This is a genomic window from Bacillus cereus group sp. BceL062, from assembly GCF_051780025.1.
Lineage (GTDB): Bacteria > Bacillota > Bacilli > Bacillales > Bacillaceae_G > Bacillus_A > Bacillus_A toyonensis.
The window spans coordinates 245,693-260,069 of the sequence record NZ_JBPWGY010000006.1 but is presented as its reverse complement, the minus strand read 5'-3'; the positions used below and the strand labels follow the sequence as shown (position 1 = coordinate 260,069).

Below are 14,377 nucleotides of genomic sequence, written 5' to 3'. Positions count from 1 at the left end.
AATTATTATGTTAACCATAAAAAAAAGCCCCTTGAAAGGAGCACTTATTTGACAAGATACTGTTCTAATTCTTTTAGTAATAACTCTGCACCTTCTGGACTTAATGTTATCTTACCATTTGCTAATGCTCTGTTATGAGTTGAAACTTCTCCTGTTAATGCACAAACACCACCAGGCTGATACTTCTGTAAAACAATGTCTTCCCCTTCTACAAAAATCTCTAATGGTGATTTTTCTTTAATACCAAGCGTATTTCTAAGTTCCTTTGGAATTACTACACGCCCTAATTCATCTACTTTTCTAGTTACTCCGGTTGCTTTCATCTAGCATATTTCCCCATTTCATTATCAATTTGTACCCAAGTTATTCTTTACTATTATAACAGGCTTTTTCCATACACGAGAAACATAATGATCCAAAAACTAACGATCATAAGCAGAATTCCTTTAAACATTTGCTTAAAGGAAATAAGACCTTCTTCCATTCTACGTACCCCTTTTCTTTACAAGGGATACAGCCAAGATACGGGTAAAAATAGGGCATAGGATTACTTTTATCCCCAATCTGACTTAAAATCGGATTTTTCAAAAAACTACTTCATAGAGCTACGGAAACGATTCAAAGAATAACCCATGGTAAGAATATTTCTATTCCTAAGCAAATTTTCAAGCGTTAAAATGAGAAAATTCAAAAAAACAATTTCTAAAATTACCTAATATTTACATACCTAACAGCATTATCATATATTTAAATGGTAATACTATTCTAATTAAAAAGGGGTGTCTTAATGTTTAAGAAATTAGTTGTAGGAGCATTAACAACGGGTGTTTTATTAACTGGCGGAATTACAGCAAGTGCAAGTGAGATATCTGTAAAAGAAAAAAATAAAGAGGCTTATGCTCAATCTTGTAGAACGGTTTATTATAATGAGCATTATAGTGAAGATGAGTATATTCCAAATTACATTACAAGAGAAATAGAAGGTCAATCTATCGAATTTAAAATGGTATCAATGACGAAAAAAGATGGCGAAAATTTTTGGCGAGTAAAATATAAGGGTACACTATGTGAATAAGACCAGCCGATTACGTTTAAAAAGCACTCATTCCGGGTGCTTTTCTATTTATTTACCATTCTCTTTCTACAATGAATTTTTAAAATAACTTCACACAAGAAATTCACTACATTTTCAGCCATCTTTCTGAAAATTTTTGGCACGATAACAAGATTAGTAACCGAAACGGAGCAATTCGTCAGATCATAGACAAAGGGTTAAGTCGTAAATAATGACTACCCTTTTTATTTTCTCTAAAAAACCTAAAAATGCATATAAAGTCCGTTTCTCCCTTTACATGCGTTTTTATAAAAAATACGACTCATTGTATTAATAACTTCATCAAAATCCCATACAACTAAATCTGAAAGGTTATTTTTTAATTGAACCTCAATTTTTTCACGTATTCTTTATATAAAGGATCAGTTAACGTTTAGTATTGATTTTCATGGTAAGGTTGAAGTATGTAACAACATGTCGCTACAAAAAGAACGGGGGAAATACGGTGAAAATGCATCTTCAAGAAAGTTTATATGTTGAGTTAAAAAATGCAATTCGTTGTCATTATAACGAACTTATAACTAGGTGCGGTGTTGATACAATATATGGGTACTCCATATTTACAGACGATTGTGTCAGTAGCATTGGACCAGTGGCTAATAAAGAAAGACTGATCAAAGTTAATAAATCGCACCCTTTATACAATTATTATAGATATGGAGCTGTTGAGTGGAGCGAATGGGACGATTCCGGAATGTTTGATGAAGTGAACAAAATTATTAAGAACTATCATGAAACCGTCGAAGGTGACTTTAACATGGGAGTAAATACACTGTTGAAAGAATCGTTAAATGTGTTAATGGAACTTGAATCAGAAGGATTGTTTGGAGACAGAAATGATAATCGATTTATTGTCATTTCTGTAGCTGATTCATCGAACGAAATCATGATTGAATCAGCTCGATTGCTTAATACATTAAAGATATACGAAGAATATGCTTCAGAATTTGCATAAGAATGCATATAAGTAAAACGGCTCTCTATAAGAGGCGGTTTTCTTTTGTTCGAAAGTCAACAATTAATATTAACAGAACCAATCAGAAAAAGAGCTGGATTTTCATCACAACTCATTTACTGATTGGTTCTGTATGTGTACATGTCGGATATTGAGAACAACCAAAAAATTTATAAAACAGCAAGTGAAGAAAGCTAATAATGAGATTTACTTATGACTATTCTAGTTTTTCTATTTTACATAGGACTTTTCTATGATGACAAAACTGCTGTGTTTAGCGTATCCGCTTGCCTATTTAATATTATTGCAAAGGATATATTCTCCCAAATAAGCGTAAATATTAAATATAAAAAGATCGTAGTATATATTAAATCCTCACATTACGTCGTTCTAATTATTCCTTGCTAATTCAGCGCCTTCTCGCTTCATTTACTTTAATACATTAACGTACACACAAATCACAATATCTTTTCTGTAAAAGACAATAATGTCATTTGAAAATCTAAAGGTCTATTCAACAATAGTATCATTTAATGGAATAGTTTTGGGTTATTACTGCTACCGTGGTATACAGATGACAGTAATTAATTGACTAACTAATTTTAAAATTAGTTACACCCTATTTCCAGTTAGTTAATTTTGTTTGGAGTTGAGGGCTTTTTAATATTTTCCGAATAATTTCTGTTAATTCTAACGGAAAATTAATCACTTCATATCTATTGATAAATTGTATTTCCTTTATCTTCTCTAACTCATTTATAAATGGAATACCACTAACAGAATTTGCAAAATAGAAGTATCCTTGCCATTGAGTATCCCCGAAACGAAAATTCCCTTGATATATCTCTGTAAGATCTTCAACGTGTAATCCAATCTCTTCTTTAACTTCTCGTTTAGCACATTCAAGTGGAGTCTCATTCAACTCCTGTTTTCCACCTGGAAAATTCCACACGTCAGCTCTATCTTGAATGATTAAAATTTTATTACTCGTATCTTTAATCAATACTCTAGAAAATGAATTTTGCATAAGATATCCCCCATATAGTGTTAATAAAATCTGATTCTAAAAAGGAAAATGAGTGCTGATTGTTGAATAAAATGACTTGTATTTCTTTTGACAACTTTATTATCTCTGTACATTTCCCTTTCAATATTAGAGCTTCACCCATTAATAAGTCGTTATTTTGATGAGAGCGAATAATTATGTCTCTATCTCCTACCACTTCAAGTATGTACCCTACTCTAATCTGAGTATGAGCAACCCAACCAAAGGTATCTACTAAAAAGGAATCAATATGATATTTAAAACACGACTAATTTTTATTTGTTTAGATTGGTTCAAGATATAATATTTAAGATTGTTTACATTTACAATACTATAATAAAAGAAATTTGAAGATTAACATCCTAATCTTTAAGTCCCTGAGCTTCCATATCTCTTTAAACCAATATTCCAAAATAAAATACCTATCATCCATATAAAAATTGCTACAAGTGGAGTTAGTAAAGATATAATTTGAAACTCGTCTTTAAATATAAAATAGCTCGATGGAAAAAACGAAGTAAATAAAAAAGGTAATGCTGTACTTAGTAAGATAGCTAGGAATTTAGGATAAATACTTATAGGGTACCTTCCATACTCAGCAAAATTGTTAACGAGTTGCATAAGCGATAAACTATCCACAATCCAAAATGCAAGTGTAGCAACATTTAATAAAATTCCCGCGAAAATAAAAGCTGAGCTAACACAAAATATAATAAGTAAAATAACTTCACCTAAACTACCATAATCAATATACGCTTTACCCGATACAAGTAATATGGAAATCCCTAGTATTATTGAGGCTATTCCCTCAATTTTAATTCTTTCAGAAATTATTTGAAAAAGAGGATTAATAGGTCTCAGCAAGATCCTATCTAATAATCCCTTTTTTATATAGTGTCCACCAATAGTCCAAAGACCATCAAAAAAGGTATAGCAAATCGCACTCCCTAAAGTGGAAATCCCATACATAAAAAGAAAATCTCCTCTCGAAAATCCTTCAACAGTGTTTATGTTATTAAATATTATTGTTATAGATGATAATAGTATTACTTGTTGAACTACGATTGAAATAGTACCAATAATGAAATCTATTCTATATTCCATCATTTTGATCAAAAATGTTTTCATGTAAGCAAAATACAAGAAAAAATATTTCAAAACTTAATCATCCCCCAAATATAACAAGTCTTCTTAATGCAAATCTCCACGTAAAATAAAATATCACTACCAACACAAATATCCACACTAGTTGGGGCAAGATTGCCATCCAAAACTCTGCTCCAGATTCAGTTATTAATAACTTTGATGGAAGAAAAATCGTATATTGAAATGGTAAAAAAGAATTCAGAGATTGTAGCCATTTAGGAAAAAGTGTGATTGGAATAATCGCACCAGAGAAAAAAGTAATTATTCCATCGAACAATATTTTTATCCCCCACCAATTTTCTGTCCAAAAAGATATCATACCGATAAATAAGTACAGTAAAAGCATTGTTAATGTTGCTAGTGAAATGCTGACAATAAATAGTGGAATATTTTGAGGTTTTACTGAAATTAAACCTAAATAATTGTAAAGGGTAACAATTGGAATAAAAAACAAGATAAATTTGAAAATATTAAAAAATAAACTTTTTACAGATAACATAACAATTGTGTTATACGGTTTTATCAAATCTGTAGCAATATCACCACTTAAAATCCTCTTACCTAAATTTACTCCTGCTTCACTACTAATAATAGTAGGTAATATTGCTGCAACTACCATATATCCTAAAACTTCATTATTAGACTCAAACCCCACATGGTTACCATTTTTTACAAAAACACTCCAAAAACTAAACACCAATAAAGTTTTTATTAATAACCCTAAAAATTCAAAAATTAAGCTGAGCCTATAAGCTATAAACTCTTGCATTGACACTGCATAGAACATCCAATAATTTCTCATTAAAATTACCTCACGTATATCGATCGAATGATTTCTTCTATTGTTGAATTTTTAACTGTCAAGTCATTTATTTCATTATTTTCTAATAAGGAATTTATAAGTTTAGCCGTTTCTACCTCTCTATTTAAAAAGGTCAATTTCGAAGTAGAATTACCATTTGTTTGCTCAATATTTACCAGGTTAAAGAATTCATTCCCCAACTTAATTGGTTTTCGTTCGTCATGTGTCACAATTACAGTTTTCTTTGAATCAAATAATCCATATACATCTCTAAGTGGCCCATCAAACATTTTTGTCCCTTTATTAATTATTACTACTCTATGACATAAATACTCGATATCCTGTAAATCATGAGTAGTTAAAATAATAGTAGTATCAAACTTCATATTCATCTTTTTAACAAATTTTCGGATTTGATATTTGATGTTTACATCTAATCCTATTGTAGGCTCATCTAAAAAAACAACTTTCGGATTATGTAAAAATGCTGCTGCAAATTCAGCCCGCATTTTTTGACCTAATGATAGCTGTCTGACTGATTGATTTAAAATTTCATCCAACTTTAAAGCATCTGAAAAATATTGTAACCTCTCATCAAAATCCTTTTGTGGTACATCATAAATTTTTTTCAATAGTTTTAATGATTCAATTACAGGAATATCCCAAAAAAGCTGTGACTTTTGGCCAAAAATTACTCCAATATCTTTTACATACTTTGAACGATCCTTGAAGGGATCCATACCATTTACTCGTATAGATCCACTTGTAGGATTTAATATACCTGTCATCATCTTAATTGTAGTAGACTTTCCTGCTCCATTAGTTCCGATATATCCAACAATTTCCCCTTTTTTTATATACAAAGATAAATCGGATACTGCATTAATGTCATTATACTGAGTAGAAAAGAAATTTTTAAGAACCGAAAATTTCCCTTCTGAAACTCTTTTTCTTATTTTGTATATTTTGTTAAGGTTAGTTATTTCAATCAACTTTCTCACTACCTTTTAAATGAACTTTTAAAACATGAGGGTTGAGCATTAGATATTCAGAATCGACACTATTTAATGCATAATCAATTCCACCGACATTTACTGTATAAAATGTTTTAAACGCAATCATTTTATATTCTTTGAATGAAGAAAATTTATTGATATCTAGTCTAATAAAAATGGAATTTCCATCCCAATTCATTTCACAGTCTAAATCGGTATCCCCTTTTACAATCTGATATTTTATTTCTTTTTCAGGCGATACTTGTAATTCAATGATTGTTCTTGGGTTATTCTGATTAACATCATAAAACATTAAATATCTCTTACAAACAAAGTTAAAATTATTAATATCAAGAGCAAATAAAATACAATTTTTCTCTAGTTGTACTTTGATATGTTCATTAATATCTAACTCCATATTTCTTAAACTCACAAATTCCATTGATATATTTTTATCATCAATTAATTTCGGAAGTTTGAAGTTTTTATTTTTCGTACTATAAGCACGGATACTATCTAAAAAATATAGTTTCTTAAGATGCTTATCTCTATCTTTAGTTAAACTAATAATGGAATCAATATCGCCCCAATCATGTAAAAATCCACTCTCATAAGAAAAATCATATTTACCTATGCAAAATATTTCTTCAACTTCATTAATAAAAGATTGAAAACTGTTGTCAGTTAGTTCATTAAGGACTAATAAAGCACCTTTTAATTGATTTAATATACCTAAACTATTAGCCTGACATACAACTTCTTTCCAATTTCCGAATATTTCCCTCTTTAAAGAAAAGTGATACAAGTCTACAAAATCTCTAATTTTAAATTTTGCAAATTCACCTTCAATATTTGCAAATACACTTGTACACAATAGTAAATAACTATTAACTAGATTTAGGGTCTTTACTTTTATGTCACCTATTTCAACAAAAACAGGATTACTCTTCAAGAACGTTAATGTACTATCATTTCTAATACTACTAGTTGCTAGTTTTAACTCTATTACAGAACCTTTCCCATCGTGGTACTTTATTTCATATGCATCCAGATAGTTGATTACATCAAAATCTTTATCAAAATTGCTTTTATACCCATTATTTAGTAAAAGGAGGTTTATCTTTTTAAAATCTCTTTTCTCAACAAGTATATCTAAATCATTGTCTTCTCTAGCATAAAAATCGTTATAAATATACTTTGAGAAAATCATTCCCTTAATTAAATAGTAGTCTATATCATTTTCATTAAATAATTTTATAATATTTTTCAACGAGTTATACCTTATGCTTTTTAGCCATTCATAGCCCTCACGCATCTCTTCAATTAAACTTTTTTTGTTCTCTAAATAAGGAAATTCTGATTTACTATACCAAAGATTGAACACATGTTCTTTAATAGCAGTTTCAAAATAATCCTTTTCATGCAACAGGTTTTCACACTTCGTTAACCCTTTAAAAAGATTAATAGTATTCATAAACTACCTCTTGTATTGAAATTACTAAAACAAGTATTTATTATTTCAATCTTTCTATTGATTTTTTGAACAATGTCAATATTCATATCATTGGACACCAAATCAAAATCTGAAGGAAGAATTACTATGTCCGTACCTAATTTTGCCATATTCTGAATATCTATTAGCTCCGATCTTTCTGGAACTAGTCTAAAATCAGAATACCTTAAAATATCTGTAGCACTCAGTACTTTTTTCCCTCTTTTTTTAGCTGTTAAATGAATATTTTCTGTATATTCCAATAATTTTTCGAAAGGAGTATTTAATGCTAAATCTCCTCTTGCAATTAGGACCCCATCGGAAACAGATATAATATTATCTAAATTTTCTAAGGCATTTTTCGACTCAATTTTTGCAATGACCTCATTTGAAGAGTTAACTTTTTTCTTAACTTCTATAATCTCTTTACCATTTTCGATAAAAGAAAGTAGAAAACCTGAATGGGGAAATTCATTTGAAATTTTTTCAATTACTTTTATAAATTCAACATTTTTAACAAATCCACAACTCAGGCCTTTATTGGGGTATATTTTGAAATCATTTAATGCTTTAATTTCAATTGAATCCGTACTAATTATTTTTTTTACTGTAAAGGCCCCTTGTCCATCCGCATAATAAATTACGTCATCAATGCTTACGTTAATGTCTTCTTTATCTATAAAAATGACATTATTCAAATCACTGTACTTCAATGAATTCGATGTTAAGATATATACTTTAGACTCTTTTATGGAACTTTGATCAATTTTAAACCCACTTATTCTTACTTTATTTTTTGGATATGGTACATCGAAAAAGAACTTTAAACCTCTATCTTTATACTCTTTTATATTTTTAAGGAGCGATTCAATTTCATTAGTTTTATATTTACATAAGTTAAACCTAATTCCACTTAAATTAGTGTTAAGGATTCTTTCAAAAATAACATCTACACCCTTTTTTTCACTTATCTTAGTTATTGTTTGGTATATCATGATCCTAAACTCCCTTACTAACTAAAAGATCTACTGATTTTCTTATCTTTTCAAAAATTAAATTTGCATCATCTGTATCGATATCAATTATCGCTGCATTATATTCACGTGCAAAATCATTATATTTACTATAAACCTCTTCCATAACTTCCAATTGTTCTTTTGGCATTATTTCTACTTGGTCTTTAATAGATCTGCTAACAACTCGCTTATATGATTTTTCAGGTGATATATTTAGATATATGAATAAATCTGGTGTAATAAATTGACTTACAATTTTTTCTATAAAATCTTTATCTACGCCTAATATAGGAGCGTACAATATAGAGCTTTCCCAATAGCGTTCTGAAATTACAATTTCACCCTTCTCTAATCTTGGTAACACTTCCTGTTTCGTATGCATCCATAAATCTAATAACAGACTCATTGTAACATTTCCACTTGTAAATACTTTTTGATAATGGACATTTAATTGTTCAGCTACATCCTGTAAATTTTTCACATTAATAGGGGGTTTATATCCTGGAATAATTGTAACTTTTTTGTCTAATTTTTCTTCTAAATAACGCTTTAATAAATTTGCGTGTGTTGTCTTGCCAGCTCCATCTAAACCACAAAAGCTAAAAAAATACCCTTTTTCATTTGCTTTACTCATTTTTCAACACTCCTCTTTAATTATAAAACTTTCATTTATACTATCTAAAATCTTACAAGATACCTCTTTTTTACTATATAGGGTAGCTATTGTAGCATCTTTCTTTACATAATCACCCATAAAGCTATTAATTACTAAGCCCCCTCCATTTAGTAACTTTGTATTTAAGCGAGAATCAAAATTAACCTCATAATTCACTAAATATCCCAACTGCTTTTGATCAATATAGCTGAGTTTCCCACTACATTTTGATTTCACTTTATATTTAAACATTTTTCCAATCTCAAAATAATCTAAAATACCTTTTTTAATTTTATCTTTTTCTCTGGAATCTACTCCATGGTATGTCAATAATTCATAGAATTTTTCAATTACCTTCCCATCATCAAAAAGACAACTGCCTATGTCTAACCAATTTCTTGAATTGTCATAATAACTCATTAGTTTACTATAGAAATCTAAAACTAAACCTTTTTGATGACATTTTAGCTTTTCACTGAATAAATCAGATTTAAAATTTGGATCCATAATTTCTACTGCCTCAATTACTTCAAAGACATTCCCTATTCCACTTCCATTCGGTTCCTCCATAGCAGTTAAAGTAAAAGAATTAGCTTGACCAAACTTCTCAAAGATTCCACTAAGTTTTTTTCCAATATCTGTTGCTTTTTCCTTATCGGATATGAACGCACCACTGCCATATCTAATGTCCATCAGAAGATAATCCGTAGGTAAGGCCAATTGTTTACTTGCTATACTTGAAATTATTAAGCTGTCCGCTTCAACTGTTCCTGATATACTTCTGAATGAGTATAATCTTTCATCTACAGGAGCTATAGTATCACCTGTACTAGACATCACTACTCCGAATTTTTCGAGTGTATTAACTATGTCAATTGTTGAATGAGGAACATAAAATCCCTTTATTGATGATAGTTTATCTACTGTTCCACCAGTATGACTTAGAGTTTTGGCAACTAAAAAATTTGAATTTATGTTTACTACGCTTTTTGTCGCAGCTAGTAGACTTGGTAATATAAGTGCTACTTTCTCAGAAAGACCCCCAGTTGGGTATCTTCTTGCAAAATAGGTATCTGAATCTTTAAGTAAAGATTTGTAGTTAACTATTTCACCAGAATGAAGTAGTTTTTCAGTCAAGTAAACTGTATCATCAAACGATATATCACGAACGTTAAGTAACATTAGCCAAAAAGATGTAAAGTTATTACAAAGAGAATTCTTTTCAAATTCATCAACAATCCAAGCAATAAGCTGCTCACCTAATTGTTCTTGATGAAATGTTTTGTAAATTATTTCTTCGAACTTGTCTGAATAACTATCCAACCCATTAAGGATCTTATACCAAGATTCAGGGTTTCCTGATTTTTGCTTCGAATATATTAATAATTTTTTTTCATCGACTGTTTTATTTTTTCTCAATTCGAGCAAAACCGATAATGAAGACCACTGAAGGGGCAATATGTTTTTTTCATTAATAAGCTGTGCTACAGTTTTAGAATCTAAACCCTTGTTAGATTTCAGCAGAGTATACGACTGGAAAATTTTGTACATAATGTAGTTTCCTTTCTATATTACATCTAATAATTCTAGCAATTGTTTCTTCATTTTGAGTGCCGTCTATAATGATGACTCTATCCATGTTCTTTTGCGCAACATCTAAATACCTATCTCTAATTTTTTGCTTATAATTTTGTGCAATTGAATCATAATAATCTGGTTTTATTCTTTTTCTTTTTTTTATTTCTTCAACTGGGACATCTATTAGAAACGTTAAATCAGGCTTTATATTTTCTAACGCAAGAGAATTTCCAATGTTTATAAATTCGGAATATCGTTCTTCTTGGTAGGCAATAGAGCTATCAAGCCCTCTATCACTTATAACAACATAGTTTTCTCTTAATTTTTTCTTTGTAATTTCTGAATACGTTTCGGCCCTATCAATTAGAAACAAGCATGCTTCTGTAAGACCAGAATAATTTCGGTTACATTCTTCTAAAACTAACTCTCTTAACCTTCTCCCAACTTTGGTACTTCCGGGCTCTCTAATGCAAACGGTTGCAATTTTCTGTTTAACTAAGTACTCGTATAACAGCTTAGCTTGAGTGCTCTTTCCACATCCATCTATTCCTTCAAATGTTATGTACAACCCCATGGTATATCCATCCCTTACTTGTTTAATTTTATTTCAACTTGGTACTTCCAGGATTTTTATGCAAACGGTTGCAATTTTCTATTTAACTAAGTACTCGTATAATAGCTTAGCTTGAGTGCTCTTTCCACATTCATCTATTCCTTCAAACGTTTTATACAACCCCATGATATTTTAACTCTTTACTTTCTATCATTTCTGCAATTTTTTCTGCTGTTTCTTTGACTGACATGTCCTTCACTTCTATATTAATATGCTGGATACCAAACTCTTCACTTAGTTGTGCAGCAGCTTCTATAAAGTAACGTTGTGTTCGAAAACTTTTTAGCAATTCTTTATTATTATCTAAATTTCTATTTCTTATATTAAGGTTCCTTAACCAAACATCTTTTGTAAGTTCAAATGTGACTAAATGAGTTACATTTGGTAGCCTATACCAATCCAATTCTGCAATTTCACTGGAAACATCAAAATAAGCATCTTTATCTTCTATTAACCATTCCATTCCTTTTTTTCCTAAATAACTTTTAACTGCTTTATCATAATATGAATCTACCACTACATTATTTCCTTGTTCATATAATTTTCGGGCTTTAATCAAGTTTGGTATTCTATTTGACCTGAACCACATTAGCCCAGTAAAATACCCTACAACTTCTCTTTCCTTAACCGCTTCACCCCAATACTTTTCTTCTGGTTCAGAAAAATAATAGTCAGTCCCTAAGATTCTAGCTACTTCCCTCATAACAGTGGTCTTCCCACATCCTGGTAGGCCCAATGCTGAAATAAATGCATTAGATTGTGTCATATTTGAATCCTCCCATCTTTTTGAAAACGCTTTATTTAGTTACATTAGCTATATTAGTATTTTTTTTACAAAAAGTAAAGCGGTTTTTTTCACATATTTTTCCTTATATTTGTTAAAATTTAACGATTCTTTACTCGGATCAGTGCTATATTCCTCATTACATAATATTCTCCCATGACGTCTCACTCTTACTTATGTTGCCATTTTAAAATGCTTTCATATCATTTTATACAGCTACTTGTACAGGGATAAAGAGGTACTAAAGGTCTTTTATTTACATCGCTACTATATAACCAGTAAAGTAAATAAAAACTTACATATGCAATATTGCATATCCCTTTTCTGTTCAGGTCATATTAGAGCAAAGTCCCCTGGTCGATATTGAAGTAACAAAGAATAAAGATTACTTATCTGTAACTATCTTTCATCATAAAAAATATAAATCTCGTTATAATGTTAATGTAAATAAGTTCAAATCATCTTATAGCAAGCAATAAGATGATTAAAAGATAAATACGAGAAACTTCAAAAATTTGAAACAATAGAGATTAAAGAAATGCAGCTTGAAACGAATAAGACTATGTTTTCATTTTTAATCAATGGTAAAAATGAAAAATGTATATCTCTCTTTTCTATAGTATTTCAGGACAATATCTCCCCAGTCAGATTAATATTATCTGAACAAGATGAAACTTTTACTGATGATAAAAATAATTTAGTTACTCAGAGATTAAATATTCTATTAACAAGTAGGATACAAACCATCAATAAGCATACGGGAAAACACTAATCTTTCTTATTTTAAGAAGGATTAGTGTTTTTTATATTACTGCATTTTTGTGGAGTTTTTGTCTCGTAAGGGTCTTAAATTATTGATTTTTGATTTAAGTTCTAAACATAATCATCTTTCAAAGTAATATGTTCTTCAATTTTCATATCTGTTTCATGATAAAGTAGGCCATCAATAATATGTAGTGCTTCTTTTGAAGAACCAATAACTTGTACATAAACTGTAAAAAGATTTCTTTTTTGTTATTTTATACTTTATCTACATATGATAAAATTTTGTATAGAAAAGATATATTTTCGTAAAATTATATCTTTTCATCTATATCAAGCGAGGTGATGTATTTGAAAGAAGTAACTTACAACTGTGGATTAGAATTACTATCTCATATGATTACTGGTAAATGGAAGATGTTAATATTATTTTACTTAATTTCTGAAAAGAAGCGTTTTAGTGAATTAAAATCTTTACTACCTGGAATAACTTCAAAAATGCTGACAAAACAGCTACGTGAGTTGGAACAGAGCAGGTTAATTGAGAGGAAAATATATCAACAGGTACCAATGAAAGTAGAGTACTCTCTTACATCTAAGGGATATGAGTTAGAAGCTATTTTATTTCAAATGTGTGAGATTGGTACAAATTATTTAGAAGATATTAGTGAACCTAATATTGCATTTCAAACTATCTAGAGCGCAAGTATTTTCATTATAATATTTTAAATTTAAAACAAAAAAATCACCCGTATTTTAAATTTCTTAACCTACTACGGGTGATTTATCTTTGCAGTTTAATATTAAGCTACAGGGAAGTAATTTCCACTTGATAGTTTACGTTGTCTTTAAAATAGAGAATTAATCTATTGTTTTTATAACTCGACAAGGGTTTCCTACTGCAACTACGTTAGGGGGTATGTCTTTTGTGACAACACTTCCCGAGCCAATAATACTATTTTCCCCAATAGAAACGCCCATATTTATTACTGTATTTCCTCCAACCCAAACATTATCAGCAATGTTTACAGGTGCTGCAATTTCGTATCCCTCTCTTCTAGCCTGTGGTTCTGTAGCATGGTTTACAGAATAAATCTGTACTCTTGGTCCAAGCCACACATTATCTCCAATTGACACTTTACCACAATCTAAGATAATGCAATCAAAATTTGCAAAGAAATTATCACCAACCTCAATATTGTAACCAAATTCACAACGGAAATTTGGCTCTATAAACGTATTTGAACCATTCTTTCCAAGAAGTTTTTTAATCAGTAGTTCACGATAGTCACGTTCTTCATCAGTTGTTGCATTATATAATCTTGTAATTTTCTTTGCATTTTCTCTTGCCTTGACTAATTCACTATCAAATCCACAATACATTTCGCCCAATCGCATTTTTTCTTTCACGTTCATAAAT

General features: G+C 29.9%; 15 protein-coding genes and 1 pseudogene. 3 read left to right on the top strand and 13 right to left on the bottom strand.

Annotation, left to right across the window (positions count from 1 at the left end; translation table 11 throughout):
• Positions 1-44: 44 nt before the first annotated feature.
• Entirely contained in the window at positions 45-323 is a 279-nt protein-coding gene (locus ACS2MN_RS16450) for an AbrB/MazE/SpoVT family DNA-binding domain-containing protein (RefSeq protein WP_088054894.1), read from the bottom strand.
• 464 nt (positions 324-787) lie between these two features.
• Between ACS2MN_RS16450 and ACS2MN_RS16445 the strand changes: the two genes are divergently transcribed.
• Together ACS2MN_RS16445 and ACS2MN_RS16440 are read left to right on the top strand one after the other, a co-directional pair.
• Positions 788-1,075, top strand: a complete 288-nt coding sequence (locus ACS2MN_RS16445; protein ID WP_346994681.1) for a hypothetical protein — start codon at positions 788-790, stop codon at positions 1,073-1,075.
• 484 nt (positions 1,076-1,559) lie between these two features.
• A complete protein-coding gene (locus ACS2MN_RS16440; protein ID WP_346994680.1) occupies positions 1,560-2,069 on the top strand; it encodes a DUF4303 domain-containing protein in 510 nt (169 codons plus the stop codon).
• Positions 2,070-2,688: 619 nt separating this feature from the next.
• On the opposite strand, the gene ACS2MN_RS16435 is transcribed toward ACS2MN_RS16440, so the two are convergent.
• The 11 genes and pseudogenes from ACS2MN_RS16435 to ACS2MN_RS16385 form a co-directional block, all read right to left on the bottom strand.
• The gene (locus tag ACS2MN_RS16435; RefSeq protein WP_346994679.1) at positions 2,689-3,096 is read right to left on the bottom strand and encodes an NUDIX hydrolase; all 408 of its coding nucleotides are present in this window, start codon (positions 3,094-3,096) and stop codon (positions 2,689-2,691) included.
• A gap of 387 nt (positions 3,097-3,483) precedes the next feature.
• Entirely contained in the window at positions 3,484-4,272 is a 789-nt protein-coding gene (locus ACS2MN_RS16430; RefSeq protein ID WP_346994678.1) for an ABC transporter permease, read from the bottom strand.
• A 7-nt stretch (positions 4,273-4,279) separates the two neighbouring features.
• A complete protein-coding gene (locus tag ACS2MN_RS16425; RefSeq protein ID WP_438894724.1) occupies positions 4,280-5,062 on the bottom strand; it encodes an ABC transporter permease in 783 nt (260 codons plus the stop codon).
• Positions 5,063-5,067: 5 nt separating this feature from the next.
• On the bottom strand, positions 5,068-6,054 hold the full coding sequence (locus ACS2MN_RS16420; RefSeq protein WP_346994677.1) for an ABC transporter ATP-binding protein: 987 nt from the start codon (positions 6,052-6,054) through the stop codon (positions 5,068-5,070).
• Positions 6,047-7,531, bottom strand: coding sequence for a nucleotidyltransferase family protein (locus tag ACS2MN_RS16415; RefSeq protein WP_346994676.1), 1,485 nt, complete (start codon positions 7,529-7,531; stop codon positions 6,047-6,049). Before ACS2MN_RS16415 ends, ACS2MN_RS16420 begins: the two co-directional genes overlap by 8 nt.
• The gene (locus ACS2MN_RS16410) at positions 7,528-8,544 is read right to left on the bottom strand and encodes a pyruvate kinase (protein ID WP_346994675.1); all 1,017 of its coding nucleotides are present in this window, start codon (positions 8,542-8,544) and stop codon (positions 7,528-7,530) included. The genes ACS2MN_RS16415 and ACS2MN_RS16410 overlap by 4 nt, the downstream gene beginning before the upstream one ends.
• A gap of 4 nt (positions 8,545-8,548) precedes the next feature.
• Complete coding sequence (tmk, locus tag ACS2MN_RS16405; protein WP_346994674.1) at positions 8,549-9,199, bottom strand: dTMP kinase; 651 nt, start codon at positions 9,197-9,199, stop codon at positions 8,549-8,551.
• A gap of 3 nt (positions 9,200-9,202) precedes the next feature.
• Positions 9,203-10,771 (bottom strand): hypothetical protein, encoded by a 1,569-nt coding sequence (locus ACS2MN_RS16400; protein WP_346994673.1) that lies wholly within the window; start codon positions 10,769-10,771, stop codon positions 9,203-9,205.
• Positions 10,731-11,372: a dTMP kinase gene (tmk, locus tag ACS2MN_RS16395; protein ID WP_346994672.1), complete on the bottom strand. Its 642-nt coding sequence runs from the start codon at positions 11,370-11,372 to the stop codon at positions 10,731-10,733. The genes ACS2MN_RS16400 and tmk (ACS2MN_RS16395) overlap by 41 nt, the downstream gene beginning before the upstream one ends.
• A 151-nt stretch (positions 11,373-11,523) precedes the next feature.
• Complete coding sequence (locus ACS2MN_RS16390) at positions 11,524-12,177, bottom strand: hypothetical protein (RefSeq protein ID WP_346994671.1); 654 nt, start codon at positions 12,175-12,177, stop codon at positions 11,524-11,526.
• A 912-nt stretch (positions 12,178-13,089) separates the two neighbouring features.
• Positions 13,090-13,185 (bottom strand): annotated as a pseudogene (locus ACS2MN_RS16385) (Tn3 family transposase); the annotation flags it as partial.
• A gap of 117 nt (positions 13,186-13,302) precedes the next feature.
• On the opposite strand from ACS2MN_RS16385, the gene ACS2MN_RS16380 reads away from it, so the two are divergent.
• Entirely contained in the window at positions 13,303-13,656 is a 354-nt protein-coding gene (locus ACS2MN_RS16380) for a winged helix-turn-helix transcriptional regulator (protein ID WP_088054895.1), read from the top strand.
• 162 nt (positions 13,657-13,818) lie between these two features.
• On the opposite strand, the gene ACS2MN_RS16375 is transcribed toward ACS2MN_RS16380, so the two are convergent.
• The gene (locus ACS2MN_RS16375) at positions 13,819-14,373 is read right to left on the bottom strand and encodes a sugar O-acetyltransferase (protein WP_088054896.1); all 555 of its coding nucleotides are present in this window, start codon (positions 14,371-14,373) and stop codon (positions 13,819-13,821) included.
• Between the last annotated feature and the right edge of the window lie 4 nt (positions 14,374-14,377).

Coding starts and splice junctions, on each gene's coding strand:
- tmk (WP_346994672.1), bottom strand. CDS start 11,372: ATGGGGTTGTACATAACATTTGAAGGAATAGATGGATGTGGAAAGAGC.
- ACS2MN_RS16390 (WP_346994671.1), bottom strand. CDS start 12,177: ATGACACAATCTAATGCATTTATTTCAGCATTGGGCCTACCAGGATGT.
- ACS2MN_RS16450 (WP_088054894.1), bottom strand. CDS start 323: ATGAAAGCAACCGGAGTAACTAGAAAAGTAGATGAATTAGGGCGTGTA.
- ACS2MN_RS16375 (WP_088054896.1), bottom strand. CDS start 14,373: ATGAACGTGAAAGAAAAAATGCGATTGGGCGAAATGTATTGTGGATTT.
- ACS2MN_RS16445 (WP_346994681.1), top strand. CDS start 788: ATGTTTAAGAAATTAGTTGTAGGAGCATTAACAACGGGTGTTTTATTA.
- ACS2MN_RS16435 (WP_346994679.1), bottom strand. CDS start 3,096: ATGCAAAATTCATTTTCTAGAGTATTGATTAAAGATACGAGTAATAAA.
- ACS2MN_RS16415 (WP_346994676.1), bottom strand. CDS start 7,531: ATGAATACTATTAATCTTTTTAAAGGGTTAACGAAGTGTGAAAACCTG.
- ACS2MN_RS16400 (WP_346994673.1), bottom strand. CDS start 10,771: ATGTACAAAATTTTCCAGTCGTATACTCTGCTGAAATCTAACAAGGGT.
- tmk (WP_346994674.1), bottom strand. CDS start 9,199: ATGAGTAAAGCAAATGAAAAAGGGTATTTTTTTAGCTTTTGTGGTTTA.
- ACS2MN_RS16410 (WP_346994675.1), bottom strand. CDS start 8,544: ATGATATACCAAACAATAACTAAGATAAGTGAAAAAAAGGGTGTAGAT.
- ACS2MN_RS16380 (WP_088054895.1), top strand. CDS start 13,303: ATGTATTTGAAAGAAGTAACTTACAACTGTGGATTAGAATTACTATCT.
- ACS2MN_RS16425 (WP_438894724.1), bottom strand. CDS start 5,062: ATGAGAAATTATTGGATGTTCTATGCAGTGTCAATGCAAGAGTTTATA.